This is a genomic window from Streptomyces sp. NPDC005808 (assembly GCF_042871385.1).
Classification (GTDB): Bacteria; Actinomycetota; Actinomycetes; order Streptomycetales; family Streptomycetaceae; genus Streptomyces.
On the sequence record NZ_JBIAIK010000016.1, the window covers coordinates 168917 to 184077 of the forward strand.

Below are 15161 nucleotides of genomic sequence, written 5' to 3' on the forward strand. Positions count from 1 at the left end.
GTTCCCCGCGCCCCTTGCGGGGGCGCGGGGAACTGCGCGAGGTCAGCTGGTCGCGTCGACCAGTGCCAGGTCGTGCAGCCGGTCCGGGGGGCCAGGCCGGGCGTAGTACCAGCCCTGGGCCGTGTCACAGCCCAGTATCCGCAGCTGCTCGGCCTGGGCGCCGGTTTCCACCCCCTCGACCGTGACCGCGAGGTCGAGGCTGTGGGCCAGGGTGACGATGCCCTCGACGATCTTCAGGTCGGTCGGGTCCGCGGGGAACTGCTGCATGCTCTGGGTGAAGGACCGGTCCAGCTTGAGGACACTGACCGGCAGACGGCGCAGGTTGGCGAGGTTGGAGTAGCCCGTGCCGAAGTCGTCGAGGGCGATGTCGACACCCATCTCGGCCAGCCGGCGCAGCGGCTTGAGGAGATCGTCGTCCGCGCCGATCAGCGCGGACTCGGTCACCTCCAGGCACAGCCCGTCGGGGTCCAGCCCGGAGCGCTCCAGGATGTCGACCGTGTCCTGGACCAGGCCCGGGTGGGTCAGCTGGCACGGCGACAGGTTGACGTTGATGCGCAACGAGCCCGCGTCGGCGTGCCGTTCCTGCCAGAGCCGGGCCTGCCGGACCGACTGCTCCAGGACCCAGCGGCCGAGCGGCACGATCAGGCCGGTGTGCTCGGCGAGCGGGATGAACTGGTCGGGGCCGAGGACGCCGTGCTGCGGGTGCAGCCAGCGGACCAGCGCCTCGGCGCCCCGCACGCTGCCGTCGCCGAGGTGGACCAGGGGTTGGTACTCGATGAAGAACTCGCCCCGTTCCAGGGCGGTCGGAAGGGCCGTGGTGAGCCCGTGCCGCGTGATGGCGCGGGCGTCGGCCTCGGGGTCGGCGAGCTCGAAGCGGTTGCCGCCCGCGGACTTGGCCCGGTACATGGTGATGTCCGCGCTGCGCAGCACCTCCGCGGGGCCGCGTTCGCCTGCGGGGCCCTCGACGACGCCGATGCTGCCGCGCACGGTCAGGTCACGCCCGTCGATGCTGATCGGGGTGACCAGCGCGTTCATGATGCGTCCGGCGAGTTCGTCCACCTCGCGCTCGGTGTCGGGTCCGGTGGTCAGCGCCACGAACTCGTCGCCGCCGAGCCGGGCGACCATCTCGCCCGAGGCCGTCGCGCAGGACTGCAGGCGGTCGGCGACCTCGACGAGCAGCCGGTCGCCGGCCGCGTGCCCGAGGCTGTCGTTGATGGTCTTGAAACCGTCGAGGTCGAGATAGCAGAGCCCGAAGCGCTGACCCTCGCCCGCGGACAGCGCCTTCTCCAGGCGCTCGAAGAACAGGGTCCGGTTGGGCAACCCGGTGAGCGCGTCATGGGTGGCCTCGTAGCGCAGCCGCAGATTGAGCAGCCGCCGCTCGGTGGTGTCCTCCATGAGCGCGAGCTGGTACTGCGGTGTGCCGTCCGCGTCACGCAGCAAGGAGACCGTCAGGTTGGTCCACAGAGCCGTGCCGTCGGGGCGGTAGAAGGCCTTTTCGACGTGGTAGTGCTCGCGCTCACCACGGACCAACTCCTCATACAGCGGCCACACTTGAGGAGCGTCGTCGGGGTGCGTCCACTCCTGGACCCGGCGGCCGCGCATCGACTGCTCGGAGCCGCCGAACATGCGCAGCAGCGCTCCGTTGACCTGGAGGATGTTGCCTTCGAGGTCGGCGATGCCGATCCCTATGGCCGCGCCCTCGAACACCGCGCGGAAACGGGCCTCGCTCGCGTGCAGCGCCTCCGCCACCAGGCTGCGAGCGTTCAGGGCGGCCCGGGAGATGGCTTCCTGCTCGGCCAGCGTCCGCTCCCGCAGCGCCTGCGCGAACCCGGCGGCCATGGCGTGCTGCAACCGCGCCGAGCGGGTCCGCAGCGCCTCCTGGGGCCCGTCCTCGCCGCAGTAGAGCACCAGATAGGCGTCGACACAGTCGAGGGCGCGGCTGAGTGCCTCCGGGTCGGTGCAGTGCGCCTCGACAAGCGCGGCGCCCACCGCCTGGCCCTCGGCGGCCTCGAAGGTCCTTGCCAGCAGCGCGTCGCTCAACCGCCTGGCGAGCGGCAGCAGTTGGACCTCGAACTCGAGCCTGGTCAGCGACGTCGAGGTGACCGGAAAGACCGCCCGACTCCAGATCGTCGCGAATCTGCGGAGCCTGTCCTCCGGCCCGTCCGATTCGGCGGTCACGCTGTGCGCCCCACGCCGGCGAAACCGGCGAAGGAGTACGGATCCTCGTCCTCTGGTGCCGTGTCGGGCCGCCAGTCCGGCATCGGCACCAGTCCCGGTTCCACCATGTCGTACCCCTCGAAGAACCGCGCGATGTCCTCGCGCGAGCGCATGATCAGCGGGTTGCGGATGTTCTTGTACACATCGACCGTGCCCTCGGCCTGCTCCTGAAAAAGTGGGATTCCCTCGTACGAGGCGTGCGTGACGACGAGCAGGCTGCCTGGCGCGAGCGCGTCGCGCAGCTCGGCCACCGCTTTGTAAGGGTCGTCCGCGTCCTCCACGAAGTGAAGTATGGCAACGAGCAGGAGGGCGACCGGCCGGTTCAGGTCGATCAGACGCTGAACCTGGGAACTCGCCAGGATTTCCCCGGGTTTGAGCAGATCGGCGGCGAGGACGTCCGCGTCCTCGTTGCCCTCCAGTACGGCCTGGCTGTGCGCGACGGCCACGGGGTCGTTGTCGACGTACACGACGTGCGCGCCGGGTCTGGACTCCTGAGCGATCTCATGGACGTTGCCGAAGGTCGGGATGCCGGAACCGATGTCGAGGAACTGGGTGATGCCCTCGCCGGTCGCGAAGCGCACCGCGCGGCGCATGAACGCCCGGTTCGCCTGCATGATCTTGGGAAGTCCCGGCATGAACTCCATCGCCCTGCGGGCCGCGTCCCGGTCGACTTCGAAGTTGTGCGAACCGCCCAGGTAGTAGTCGTATATGCGGGACACGCTCGGCACTGAGATGTCAATGCTGCGGGGGGCCCAGGCGGGACGCTCCATCTATCTCTCCAAGGCGTAGTCGACGGCGTAGGCGCTCCGGTGTTCGAGCTGAGGCTACTGATCGCCCGCCAAAGGAGCGAGCCAAAACGGAAATTGACCGTCCGTTCCCGGTCACTGCCTCCGGCAAGTGCCGAATTGGCGCCCTGTGAACAGCCTTCGAACACGCCCCCGCCGTAACCGTGAAATCGCTCCGAAGCATTCCAAAAGGCCCCGGGGAGTTACGAAGAGTGGCCAGGGATTACCTCACCCGGGCACGCCAAGTGGCCCGCTCCCTCCGTGCGGTACGGAGGGAGCGGACCTGGGTCGCGGGCGCTTTTCTTCTCTTCCGGCACTCCAGCCTGTCGGTGTGCACTCCCTTCCACGTTCCTCGGGTGCCCGGGTGAGGCGATCGAACCCCTGGGAGGTGATCTACTGCGCGGGCGCGCCGACCAGCTTTCCTTCGGGCGACACGGCGTACCAAGTGCCGCCTACGCCCTGGCCGTTGGTGTCTCCGGGAGCCTCGTCACCGGAGAAGGTGTAGATGGGCCAGCAGTCGAGGGCCATCTGCTTGGCGCCGTCCGACCGGGTGAAGGGCATCAGGCCGTCCGAGTCGATGTCGAGGCCCTCGGTGTCGGCCTCCTCGACGGGCGCAACCGCCGGCCACTTCTCCAGGCAGGCGCCGGTGCACGCCGAGATCGAGTCGGGCCATGCCGTGTCCTTGGTGAAGCGGTAGACCGTCAGGCCGTTCTTGTCGACGACGATCTCGCCGAGCTTGGCGTCCTTACGGGTCGACAGGCCGGGCAGGTCGGCCAGGGTCGCCTTCTTGCCGGTGGGCGCCGACGCGAACCAAGTGCCGCCCACGGCCTGGCCGAGGGTGTCACCTGCTTTCGTGTCCTTGGCGTACCGGTACATCGGCCAGCCGCCCACGGTCAGCTGCTTGCTGCCGTCGGGCCGGGTGACCTCGCCGAGAAGCGCCGCGTCCACACCGGTGGCGGCAGTGGCACCGTCCGCCGGAACCGGCGGCCAAGCGGTGGCGCAGTCGCCCTCACAGGTCGACTTCGGCGGCTCGGCAGTGTCCTTGTCGAAGCGGTAAAGGGTGAGCCCGGCACTGTCGGTGAGGACCTCGCCGAGCGTCGCGTTCTCCGCAATGGTGAGCGCACCCGCGGACTTCGCCTGGGTAGCGGCTGCGCCGACTCCCGCCGGGCTCGGGCTGGACAGTCCGTAGTCGCCCGCGGCCGCGGTGGCGCCAACGTTCTGGCCCACGGTCGACTGGGTGCCCTGTTCCTGACCGCACGCCGTCGTGAGCGCCAGCATGGCCGCAGCTGTCGCTACGAGCGAGGCGCTCCGCCAGGAGGTCTTCATTTGGTAACTCCCGCTGTTGGCATAGATGTTGCGGCGCACTGCAGCGCCGCGCATGGCCATAGGTACGGGCCGGAGTGGCGGGTATGTTCAACCACCTCTCAAATTTCTTTCCGAACCCTGTGCCCCGGCCGCCTCTCGCCCCGAGATCGCACACGCGTTCCTCTCCGGTGGCGTTTCCCGCTCAGTCCGTCAAACCGCATGGACCGGGACGTCCTCCATTCGGGGTAACCCTTCTCGGCCAGCTCCTGCGCGGCCCCGGAGCGATCGATGATCGCCGTCGTGCATGGACCCAAGCGGACATGGTCCGCCCTCGTCATACGGGCATCGGCGCTGCTGACGCTCGCCTGGATGCTCAGCGGAACCGCGGGGAGCCCCGCGGTCGCCGACTCCTGTGCGTACGCGTCCGTCGGCCCCGACGGCACCGGAGCGGTGGCAGTCGCCGGCAGCAACACCTGCCCGACCCCGACGCCTCCCCCGCCGTGCCCCACCCCCACCCCGACCCCGCCCCCGACCCCCGAACTTCCGCCACCTCCCGAACCACCACCACCCCCCGAACCCACGCCCACGCGGACACCCACACTCACACCAGCGCCCGAACCGCCACCGCCACCACCACCGCCACCCACACCGCCTCCTCCGACGCCACGACCCGCCGCGCCGGAGCCGGTACCGGCACCCACGCCCACGCCCACGCCGACGCCCACGCCCACGCCGAAGCCAACACCCACTACGAGCGCCCGCCCCAAGCCCTCACCGACTCCGGTGAGTTACCCGGCGTACCACGCCCAGACGCGGCGGCACCTGCCCCGCGGCGGACCGTCCCTGGTCTCGCTCACCCTGCTGATCACCGCGCCCGCGGTGCTCGCCGTCGCGGCGCTGCGCCCGCGCTGATTTCTGGAGGCATTCTTGTCGGAATGGCTTGTTCTCGCCCTCGCGATGGGCGCCGCATGTGTCGTCGTCCTCATCGTGGCCCTCGTACGCCATCGCACGGCCCGCGAGGACGAGGATCCGTCCGAGACCCCGGACGTCATCGAGTACATGACGATGATGATCGGCGTGGTTTACGCCATCGTCCTCGGTCTGGCCATCGCCGGTGTCTGGGAGGCCCGTGGCATCGCCCAGGACCATGTGCAGACGGAGGCCCAGGCGCTGCACGAGATCTCGGAGAGGGTCCGCGTCTACCCGCCCGACGTGCGTGACCGCATCCGCGGCGACGTCGACTCGTATGTCGGCCATGTGGTCACCACCGAGTGGAAGACCATGGCGGACCAGGGCCGGGTGACCGAGCAGGGCGGCCGGCTCTTCGATCGCATCCGTGCCGACGTCACCGACTACCAGCCGGAGACCGACTTCGAGGCCCAGGCCTACCAGCCCCTCGTCGACCAGGTCACCGTGGCCGCCGCCGCACGGAACTCCCGCGCCGACTCGACGGGGGCGACCATGCCGGGCGTGGTGTGGTTCGGGCTGATCACCGGCGGCGTGGTCACCGTGGGGATGGTCTTCGCGCTGCAGATCCGGCGCACCCTGCGCGAGCTGATCCTCGCCGGGCTGTTCTCCTCGCTGATCGCCTTCCTGCTCTTCCTGATCTGGGACTTCGACGCGCCCTACAGCAGGGGCATCACGGCCTCGGCCGAACCGTTCGCCCAGCTGTTCCCGAACCTTCCCGGTTGACGGACCCTCAACAAGGGCTCCGGAACCTGGTCGCCGGGCGGGGGGACGGACGCCACGCCGCGACCGTCCCCCTGTCGCGCGCACCGCGTCCCCTGTGCGGCCCACACGGTTGCCCCATTCGCGCGACAGCGATCGCGCGCAGGCTCGGCCTTTCCTAGCGTTTCGATCATCGAGGTGCATTTCTGGCGCAAGCGGAAAAGGTCCGCAGCAAGGCTCCTCGGGGACCTGGAGGCTCACCATGCGCGCGATACGCGTCGCTTCGGCCGCACTGCTGGGCGTCACCGCCCTGACCTTCACCGCACCCGCCGCCTTCGCGGGCGACGAGAACAACAACATCACCCCGTTCGGATTCAGCGTGCAGCCCTCGACCGTCGCCGCCGGCGGCCAGGTCTCACTGCTCCTGAAGAGAGACGGGGGCTGCCGCGGACGCGCCACGGTCACCTCGGGTGTCTTCGACACCGTCACCATCCCGCAGGGTCAGTCCTCGGCCACGGCCAAGGTCGACTGGGACGCCAAACCCGGTGCCGTGTACGAGGTCACCTTCACCTGTGACGGCGTCAGCGGTCACACCGATCTCACCATCGCCACCGGCCGTTCCGGCGACTCGACCCACTACCCGGTCCCGGTGCAACGCGGCGTCAGGGCCGGCGTCGGCGGCACTGTCGGCGGCTTCGACCTGAAGGAGGTCGGCCTGGGAGCCGCGCTCATCGCCGGTTCTGTCGGCGCGGCGTGGTACATGTCGCGCCGCCGCACCTCGGCCGACGACTCCTGACGGAACGGCACAGCACAGCCCTTCGCCCCGGACCCTTGAGAGGGTCCGGGGCGAAGGGCTGCCACGTGCGGTTGCTGCCACGTGCGGATTCCGAGACGGCGATCTGGTCAGATCCTCTTCTCTGACCTGCGGCGCATCCAGAACACCCCGCCGCCGACGGCAGCAGCGGCCACGAGGGCGCCACCGATCGCCATGTCGGTGGGCGTGGCACCGCTGGAGTTGCTGCCACCGAGACCGCCGCGGACGCCGCCGATGACGGTGAAGGCCGCGGGACGGGTCAGGGTGCCCGTCCCGATGCAGTTGACCGAGATGTCGTACGAGCCGGGGCGTGCGTTCCGGTCGATGGTCGCCGTTCCGCTCGACGTCTCGTTGCTGCCGTTGATGCTGGAGAGCGTCGCCTGCCGGAAGGCGGGCGAGGTCATGGTGCCCCCCTTGGGGCACCCGTCGACGGTCACGGTCAGCTGGCCGCCGCTGGCGATGACGCTGGGCATGGCGACGATGTTGCTCGGGTTGTTCCACGCCGCGGCCATCGGAGCGGCGAGCCCCACCGCGGCGACCGCGGCGGCACTGACCGCCAGGGCACGAGTAGTACGCATGTGATCCTCCGCGGAAGACGCCCCGGGAACCGTCCCCGGTCGATCGGCGAGAAAGCGCCTCCCAGACAGACCCTCAGATGCCGTGCACAGAGCCGCATTTCGAGAATGGTCCGTCCTGGTGAGAGGACACGCCGAGAGAATTCCACACAATCGGATATTGCCGCAGGTCACGGACCGTCAGAAAATTCCTGGCCACGGCAACTCGGATGGCTCACGAAGTGCGTACTCCACCACCCGTTCGCCTTTGCCCCGTCGCCCGCCGGGCGTGCAGCACTTAGCGTTCTCATATGCGCGACGGACGCGGCGACGGCCGCGTCGAGAGGGGATTGCAAATGTCTGCGTCCGAGCTGGTCGAAGAGGAGGAGCAGCGGCAGAAGAAGCGCGCCCCGTGGGGCGTGATAGCGCTTGTTCTGCTGACCGGCCTCGCTCTGATTCGCAATGGTTCCGGTGAGTTCGACGTGGGCCCGCCGCAGCCCGCTTCCGCGGCGGCGGCGAACAGCAACCGCACCCCGGGCGGCACCTTCTCGAATCAGCCTGCCCCGCTGCCGTACTCCGTGGTCGACCGGGTCAGGATCCCGTCGATCCGGGTGGACGCGCCGGTCATGCCGGTGGGCCTGGACCTGGACGGGTGGGTCGACGCGCCGCCGCCCGACGACCCGAACCTCGCGGGCTGGTTCACCGGCGCGGTCTCGCCCGGCGAGAAGGGCACGGCCGTGATCGACGGCCATGTGGACAACATGCGCGGACCCGCCGTCTTCTACGGGCTCGGGGCGCTCAAAAAGGGGAACCGGATCGAGGTGCAGCGCAAGGACGGGAAGACCGCCGTATTCGAGATCTACGGCATCGAGGTCTTCGAGAAGAACAACTTCCCGGGTGACCGTGTGTACGGAAGCAAGGGTGCCCCCGAATTGCGGGTCATCACCTGCGGGGGCGGTTTCTCCAAGCAGCACGGCTACGACGGAAACGTCGTCGTGTTCGCCCGCCTGGCCGAGGTTCGCTGAGCTTCCCCGGCCGGGCGGGCGAAAGCCCGTGGAGGGGGTGGGGGGCTAGGCGTACTGCCGTCTCGGCACGGTGATGTGGTAGCCGGAATCCAGCAGGTGCGGCAGATAGTCGCGCAGCGCCCGTACGCTCTGCGAGCGGTCGCCGCCCGCGTCGTGCGAGAGCACCACGACGCCCGGGGCGGCACCGCGCTCGACCCGGCCGACGATGGTGCGGGTGCCGGGGGACGTCCAGTCGAGTGTGTCGACCGTCCAGGCCAGCGGCTCCATACCCAGGTCGGCGCCGAGCTGGAAGGCCGCCCGGTTCCAGGCCCCGTAGGGCGCGCGGAACCAGGTGGGCGGTTCACCGCAGGTGTCGTCGATGACCTCGCAGGTGCGCTCCATCTCGGAGCGGATCCCCGAGCGGGAGAGCTTGGTCAGCAGCGGATGGGACCAGGTGTGGTTGCCGACGGTGTGTCCGTCGTCGGCCATCTCGCGCAGCAGGTCCTTGTTGTCGGCGGCCATCTCCCCGCACACGAAGAACATCGCCCGCACGTCGTAGTCGCGCAGAGTGCTGAGGATGTCCGGGGTGTAGCGCGGATCAGGGCCGTCGTCGAAGGTCAGCACCATGCTGCGGCCGCGCCCGGACATGCGCAGGAACGGCTCGTGGCGGACCTGGGTCCGCCCGGCCGTGGCGCGCGGCGGGCCGTGGCCGGTCATGGGCTGGAGCCGGTAGGCGGAGGGCTTGAGGGCACGGCGTGCCTGCGGGCCCGGGGCGGGCGGGGCACTGCCTGCCGGGTGCGTGGCCGGTTCGGCGGTAAGGACGTGGGCCGTGCCCGCCGCACCGGCCGCTCCCAGGACGGCGGCACCGGCGATCAACGCACGACGCCGGGTAAGCAGCTGATCCTTTTTCATGACTCATCAGTCACCCAGTTGAGGGGCGCCGCTGTTCAGCAACACCGGTGCGGGCCCACGAAAGCACCCGCCTGGACCATTTCGGCGGCGGCGCCACCGACGTCGCCAAGAATTCGGGTTCGCCCTGGCCACATGTGCCCGTGTGCGCTACGGAGCTGGGGGTTCCGATAACCTCACAGCCGTGACGGAACAGCAGCCCTCGCAGCGGTTCGAACGGGGCACGGACGGTCCCAAGGTCATCGTCGTCGGAGTGGACGGCTCCGACTCCTCGCTGCGCGCGGCGTCGTACGCGGGAGGCCTGGCCCGGCGACAGCACGCGCTGCTCGCCGTCGTCTATGTCCAGCCCGTGATGGCGGCGGGCGCGGCGCTCGGGGTGCCGATCGCCGACACGACCGACGAGATCGCCGAGAGTCTCGTCGCGCAGATCCGGTACGCCGCGGAGCAGGTCAAGGGCATATTCGATGTGCGCTGGGAGTTCCACACCTTCCGCGGCGACCCGTACAACGGCCTGGTGAGCGCGGCGGACCAGCTCAAGGCGGACGCCGTGGTGGTGGGTGCCTCCGAGCAGGCGGGGCACCGGATCGTCGGGTCCGTGGCAATCCGGCTGGTCAAGGCGGGGCGCTGGCCTGTCACTGTCGTGCCGTAACAGCCCGTCGGCACCGGTCACCGCCCCCGATGAACCGCTCACCGCACCGTTCACCGACTGCTTCGACCGCCCACCGCACAACCGTGTGCCGACCCTGTCCTCACGGAGCGGCACCGGCTGGCATACACGCCATGACGGCCGGACCCACCACCATCACCCGCGGAACAACCGCCGAGCACGAGCTGGCCGAACTCCAGCGCGAGCACGGCCGGCCCCTCTTCGCGCTGCTCCTGCGACTCTCCGACGGCGACCGGCAGCGCGCCGAGGACCTGGTGCAGGAGACCTTCGTACGGGCCTGGCAGAACCCCGAGGCGTTGCGTGCCGACGCCTTCGACTCCGTACGCCCCTGGCTGCTCACCGTCGCGAGGCGGCTGGCGATCGACGCGCGGCGGGCCCGCCAGGCGCGGCCCGCCGAGGTCGGGGACGCGGTGCTGGAGAGTGCGCGCGTCTGTGCCGATCACGCCGAAAGGTCCGCGGCGATGCTCGATGTACGGGAGGCTGTGAAGACACTCACTCCCGAGCACCGTGAAGTCCTGGTGCAGGTGTACTTCCAGGGGGCGAGTGTGGCGGAGGCCGCCGCGGCGCTCGGAATTCCGCCCGGTACGGTGAAGTCCCGCGCTTACTACGCGCTTCGCGCCCTGCGCCGGGTACTTCCGGGATACGCGGCCGACCTGCGGTGAAACCAAAGGTCGAGTCAAGCCTCGGTAAAGCGCCTGCCGAGGACCATGGTTGAGCAATCTGCTGTCTTCATCCGTGTTCCGCACTGGGGCCCGGGCTCGGGCCACGCGCACGCACCGGAGGAAGGCAGGAAGGGATGCTGCACAGAGGTCAAGAGAGTACGGACGGCACCGGAGGCGGCGAACTCACCGTCCCCATGGCGTGGTTGTACGCCGAGTACATCGCTGACGAGCTGCTGCGGACCGGCGACCTGATGCCGCCCACATCCTTCGAGTTCCGCGCGGGGCGGGATGCCCTGGCGCTGACCATCTTCCTGTCCGACGCCGGTGGTGAGCTCTCCGGCATCAGGGTCATCACGCAGCTGGAGACCTGGCTTTCGCTGACGGCGTACGACCAGCCGTGGCGGGACTGGGTGCGTGAGCACATGGCTCGGCTCGCGGCCCGGGCCGTCGACTCGGGCGCGCCGGACCCCGACCTGGAGCTGGCCTCGGCGGCCTGGCGGTGGCTGGAGGAGACCGAACTGCTCGCTCCCGACCTGGACGCCGTGCCCGGTGGCGGGCCTGTCCCGGGCGAGGACGACGGTCCGAAGGTGTGGACGCCGGCCTGGCGGCTGGGGCTGCCACTGGGGCATCTGGCGATCCATCTCTTCTGACCCTCCGCTCCGTTCGCCGAACTTTTCCGTCCCGCACCAATCCGCGGGCCCTCTCGCTCCGAACGTCCTGGTCGCCATTCCGAACGAGTCTTGAGTGATTCGGCGGTCCGGTGCGTACCGGTGGGCAACAGCAACACCACCCCACCCCGCGCCATCACCACCATCGCCACGAGGATTCGGTAATCGGTATGAGGTCCCTGGAACGGCATCGCGACGTCGGCGCATACGCGCTCGGCGTGCTGAACGAGGCGGACGCCTTCCGCTTCGAGGATCACCTCATGGAGTGCCCTCAGTGCGCCGCCCATGTGAGTGAATTCCGGCCCGCGGCACGGCAGTTGATGCTGTACCGGCGTGCCACCCCGCGCTCGGTCCACCCCTTCGCCGCCCCTGGCCCCCGGCTTCTGGACCGGCTGCTCGGCGAGGTGGCGAACCGTCACAAGGCCGGGCGCCGACGGTGGCTGTACGCCGTGGCCGCCTCCGTGGTGTTCGCGGCGGGCGGGCCCGCGATCGCGATCGTCACGGCGGACGGCGCCCCGACCGCCCAGGTCGCCGCGACGGACGCGGAGACCGGTGTGTGGGCCCAGGTCACCTCCGAGGACCGGGCGTGGGGCAGCCAGGTCGATGTGCTGGTCAAGGACTCGGCCGGACCGCGCCCCTGTCAGCTCGTCGCGATCGGCAAGGACGGCTCCGAACAGACGGTGACGAGCTGGATGGGGCAGGGGGAGAGCGGCCGGACCACCAGCATGCAGGGCGGCGCCGCGTTGCAGTCCAAGGAGATCAGTCGGTTCGAGGTGCGCACGACGGACGGCGAGCACCTGGTGACACTCGATGCGGGCACCGGCAGTTGACGTCGGGACCGGCCGGTGCGGGGCTACTTCAGGAGCCTTGACATCCGGCGGTCCGCGAGCGGCTTCCCGCCCGTCTGGCAGGTCGGGCAGTACTGCAGCGAGGAGTCGCTGAAGGACACCTCACGGATGGTGTCGCCGCACACCGGGCAGGGCTCACCCGTTCTGCCGTGCACCCGCAGCCCGCTTTTCTTCTCCTTCTTCAAGCGGCCGGCGGCCAGGCCGCGGGAACGCTCCACGGCCTCGGTGAGCGTGGCGCGCAGCGCCTCGTACAGCCGGCCGGTCTCCTCGGCGTTCAGCGTGGCGGCGAGCTTGAAGGGCGACATCCTGGCGGCGTGCAGGATCTCGTCGCTGTACGCGTTCCCCACGCCCGCGATCAGGCTCTGGTCGCGCAGCGCGCCCTTCAACTGGCGCCGCTCGCCCGACAGCAGCTCGGCGAACCGCACCTCGTCGAAGTCGTCGGCGAGCGGGTCGGGGCCCAGGCGCGCGACACCGGGGATCTCCGCCGGGTCCCGTACGACGTACACGGCGAGCTTCTTCTGGGTACCGGCCTCGGTGAGGTCGAAGCCCTCGCCGGTCTCCAGGGCGACCCGCAGCGCGAGAGGGCCCTTGCCGGGGCGCGGCGGACCGTCCGGCAGCGTGTCCTTCCAGTGCAGCCAGCCCGCGCGGGCCAGGTGGGTCACGAAGTGCAGCCCCCCGGCCTCGATGTCGAGGAACTTGCCGTGCCGGTGCACGGCGGTGACCTCGCGGCCCTCGAAGGCACTGACCGGAGGGTCGTACGTCTTCAGGACACTGATGGCGACGGGCAGCACGCGCACGACCGCACGGCCGACGAGGTGGTCGGCCAGGAAGTCCTTCAGCGCTTCGACCTCGGGCAGTTCCGGCATACGTCCAGAATGCCACCCGGCACCGACATCACGATGTGGACCGTTGGTCAGTCCCGTTCCTCAACGGTGAACTCGCACCACACGCACTTGCCGCCGCCGCGGGCCTCCACGCCCCAGACGTCGGTGAGCCGGTCGACGAGGAGGAGGCCGCGGCCCGAGACGCCGGACTCGCCGGCCTCGCGGCGGCGTGGCAGGGCGCTGGAGGAGTCCTCGATCTCGACGCGCAGTCGGTGTTCGGTGCCCGCCAGGGCGCGCAGAGTGACGATCGCCGGGCCCTCGGTGTGGATCAGGGCGTTGGTGATCAGTTCGTCGGCGACCAGCTCGATCTCGTCGGCGCGCTCGGCCGCGCCCCAGGAGGTGACGGCGGCCCGGATCATGTGCCGGGCCCCGGCGAGCGCCTCGGGGTCACCTGCCGCGACATGCTGCTGAACGCGCCCGCCGGCCTGCTGGGCGGTGAGGGTGCGGCGGCGCAGGAGCAGCAACGCGACATCGTCGTCGCCGCCGCGGTCCTCGGCGACGTCGATGAGCCGGTCCGCGAGGTCGTGGACGTCGGCCGGGCCCGTGCGGACGAGCCTCTGGAGGGTGCGCATTCCTTCGCCGAGGTCGATCCCCGGCTGCTCGACCAGGCCGTCGGTGTACATCAGCAGGGTCTGGCCCGGGTCCAGCTCGAAGGTGCCGACCGGGTATTCGAGGCGCCCGAACTCGGCGGACAGGCCGAGCGGCAGGCCTCCTGCCACGGGCAGCCGGTAGCAGCTGCCGTCGAGCTGCCGGACCAGCGGGTCGATGTGGCCGGCCCGGACCAGCTGGACGACACCGGTGGACGGGTCGGCCTCCGCGTACAGGCAGGTCGCGAAGCGCTGGGTGTCGAGTTCCTTCAGGAAGACCGAGGCGCGGGCCATCACGGTGGCCGGTGTGTGGCCCTCGGCGGCGTAGGCGCGCAGCACGATGCGGAGCTGGCCCATGACGGCGGCGGCGTGCGTGTCGTGGCCCTGGACGTCGCCGATGACGGCGCCGACGCGACCGCCGGGCAGCGGAATCACGTCGTACCAGTCGCCGCCGATGTCCCTGCCGAGGGAGGCGGAGCGGTAGCGGACGGCGATGTCGGCGCCGGGCACGCCCGGGATGGAGCGCGGCAGCATGGCCTGCTGGAGGCCCTGGGCGAGGTCCTTCTCCTGCTCGTAGAACATGGCCCGCTGGAGGCTCTGCGCGATGCTGCTGCCGAGCGCGAGGAGGACATTGCGGTCCTCCTCCGAGAAGCCGTGCCGGTCGTCGTAGAGCAGGCCGATCGCGCCGATGGGCCTGGCCTGCACGATGAGCGGCAGATAGGCGGCCGAGGTGATCTTCAGATCGGTGATGTGCGGCCACAGCAGCGGGTACGCCTCGGCGAACTCCTCCGGTGACTCGATGAAGTGCGGTACGAGGGTCCGTACGACCTCGTTCATCGGGTACTGCGCGTCCATGCGCGTGATCCGGGTGCCCTGCACGTAGCTGTCCTCGGGGCCCGCGGCGACCATGTTGATGCGGCCCGCCTCCACCAGGCCCATGACCAGGCTCGTCGCCCCGAGGTGGGTGATGCCGTGGGTGTCGTCCAGCACGTCGATGACGTCCTGGACGGTGCGGGCGTGGGCCAGTGCCGCCGTGGTGATCTGCACGACGCTCGTCTGCTGGCGGCGGAACCGGTCCTGGGCGGCCTGCTCACGGCGCGCCGCGCGCTCGCTCAGCTCCTGTGTGGCGTCCCGGAGGATGCCGATGATCCGGCGGGGTCTGCCGGTCTGGTCGCGGCGGATGTAGCCCTGGGTGTGGGTCCAGCGCAGGCTGCCGTCCCGGGTGCGGATGCGGAAGTAGACGCCGTAGTTCTCGCTGCCGTCCTTGAGCGCCTGGGAGACCAGGGTGTCCAGGCGTATGCCCTCGGCCGGAGGCACGCGTACGGACAGGGTCTCCGGGTTCCCGTCGAATTCCTCGGGAAGCACGTCGAAGACCTCGTGCGCCTGGGCGTCCATCTGGAGCAGACCCGTGTCCAGGTCCCAGTCGAAGCTGCCCATGCGGTTGAGCGCCAGGATCGGATCCGGGTGGGCGGGCCAGTCGTCCGGGAGTGACTGGGCGCTCGCTCCCCGATCAACCATGTGGCCACTTTGCCAGGATTTACCAGATTATTCGACCTCTGCATACAAAGTCCGGCTCGGGCACGCAAGCG

The 15161-nt window shown here is 70.0% G+C and carries 15 protein-coding genes; 8 read left to right on the forward strand and 7 right to left on the reverse strand.

Going from position 1 to position 15161, the window contains the following annotated elements; genetic code table 11:
- Nucleotides 1-42: 42 nt before the first annotated feature.
- From ACFYPC_RS30185 to ACFYPC_RS30195, 3 genes are all read right to left on the reverse strand, one after another.
- Nucleotides 43-2178 (reverse strand): putative bifunctional diguanylate cyclase/phosphodiesterase, encoded by a 2136-nt coding sequence (locus ACFYPC_RS30185; protein ID WP_391888980.1) that lies wholly within the window; start codon nt 2176-2178, stop codon nt 43-45.
- Nucleotides 2175-2987: an SAM-dependent methyltransferase gene (locus ACFYPC_RS30190; protein WP_391888982.1), complete on the reverse strand. Its 813-nt coding sequence runs from the start codon at nt 2985-2987 to the stop codon at nt 2175-2177. The genes ACFYPC_RS30185 and ACFYPC_RS30190 overlap by 4 nt, the downstream gene beginning before the upstream one ends.
- 408 nt (nt 2988-3395) lie before the next feature.
- On the reverse strand, nt 3396-4328 hold the full coding sequence (locus tag ACFYPC_RS30195; RefSeq protein ID WP_391888984.1) for an SCO0930 family lipoprotein: 933 nt from the start codon (nt 4326-4328) through the stop codon (nt 3396-3398).
- A 762-nt stretch (nt 4329-5090) separates the two neighbouring features.
- Here ACFYPC_RS30195 and ACFYPC_RS30200 point away from each other — a divergent pair.
- The 3 genes from ACFYPC_RS30200 (at nt 5091) to ACFYPC_RS30210 (ending at nt 6771) form a co-directional block, all read left to right on the forward strand.
- The gene (locus ACFYPC_RS30200) at nt 5091-5219 is read left to right on the forward strand and encodes a hypothetical protein (protein WP_391888987.1); all 129 of its coding nucleotides are present in this window, start codon (nt 5091-5093) and stop codon (nt 5217-5219) included.
- Between the two features lie 15 nt (nt 5220-5234).
- Nucleotides 5235-5999 carry a hypothetical protein gene (locus tag ACFYPC_RS30205; protein ID WP_391888989.1) on the forward strand — a complete coding sequence of 255 codons (765 nt, stop codon included), beginning with the start codon at nt 5235-5237 and terminating at the stop codon, nt 5997-5999.
- 238 nt (nt 6000-6237) lie between these two features.
- Complete coding sequence (locus ACFYPC_RS30210) at nt 6238-6771, forward strand: hypothetical protein (protein ID WP_391888992.1); 534 nt, start codon at nt 6238-6240, stop codon at nt 6769-6771.
- A 107-nt stretch (nt 6772-6878) separates the two neighbouring features.
- Here ACFYPC_RS30210 and ACFYPC_RS30215 read toward each other — a convergent pair whose 3' ends face one another.
- Nucleotides 6879-7367: a hypothetical protein gene (locus tag ACFYPC_RS30215; RefSeq protein WP_391888995.1), complete on the reverse strand. Its 489-nt coding sequence runs from the start codon at nt 7365-7367 to the stop codon at nt 6879-6881.
- Between the two features lie 332 nt (nt 7368-7699).
- Here ACFYPC_RS30215 and ACFYPC_RS30220 point away from each other — a divergent pair, with 332 nt between their 5' ends.
- Entirely contained in the window at nt 7700-8368 is a 669-nt protein-coding gene (locus tag ACFYPC_RS30220) for a class F sortase (protein ID WP_391888998.1), read from the forward strand.
- Nucleotides 8369-8413: 45 nt separating this feature from the next.
- Here the strand turns inward: ACFYPC_RS30220 and ACFYPC_RS30225 are convergent, their stop codons facing one another.
- Nucleotides 8414-9259 (reverse strand): polysaccharide deacetylase family protein, encoded by an 846-nt coding sequence (locus ACFYPC_RS30225; RefSeq protein WP_391889000.1) that lies wholly within the window; start codon nt 9257-9259, stop codon nt 8414-8416.
- A gap of 181 nt (nt 9260-9440) precedes the next feature.
- On the opposite strand from ACFYPC_RS30225, the gene ACFYPC_RS30230 reads away from it, so the two are divergent.
- From ACFYPC_RS30230 to ACFYPC_RS30245, 4 genes are all read left to right on the forward strand, one after another.
- Nucleotides 9441-9905, forward strand: a complete 465-nt coding sequence (locus tag ACFYPC_RS30230; protein WP_391889002.1) for a universal stress protein — start codon at nt 9441-9443, stop codon at nt 9903-9905.
- 131 nt (nt 9906-10036) lie between these two features.
- Nucleotides 10037-10585 carry a sigma-70 family RNA polymerase sigma factor gene (locus ACFYPC_RS30235; protein ID WP_391889004.1) on the forward strand — a complete coding sequence of 183 codons (549 nt, stop codon included), beginning with the start codon at nt 10037-10039 and terminating at the stop codon, nt 10583-10585.
- A gap of 134 nt (nt 10586-10719) precedes the next feature.
- Nucleotides 10720-11235, forward strand: a complete 516-nt coding sequence (locus ACFYPC_RS30240) for a hypothetical protein (protein ID WP_391889006.1) — start codon at nt 10720-10722, stop codon at nt 11233-11235.
- Nucleotides 11236-11423: 188 nt separating this feature from the next.
- Entirely contained in the window at nt 11424-12083 is a 660-nt protein-coding gene (locus ACFYPC_RS30245) for an anti-sigma factor family protein (protein WP_391889008.1), read from the forward strand.
- 23 nt (nt 12084-12106) lie between these two features.
- Here the strand turns inward: ACFYPC_RS30245 and ACFYPC_RS30250 are convergent, their stop codons facing one another.
- Entirely contained in the window at nt 12107-12967 is an 861-nt protein-coding gene (locus ACFYPC_RS30250; protein WP_391889010.1) for an Fpg/Nei family DNA glycosylase, read from the reverse strand.
- Nucleotides 12968-13014: 47 nt separating this feature from the next.
- A complete protein-coding gene (locus ACFYPC_RS30255) occupies nt 13015-15090 on the reverse strand; it encodes a SpoIIE family protein phosphatase (RefSeq protein WP_391889013.1) in 2076 nt (691 codons plus the stop codon).
- Nucleotides 15091-15161: the final 71 nt, after the last annotated feature.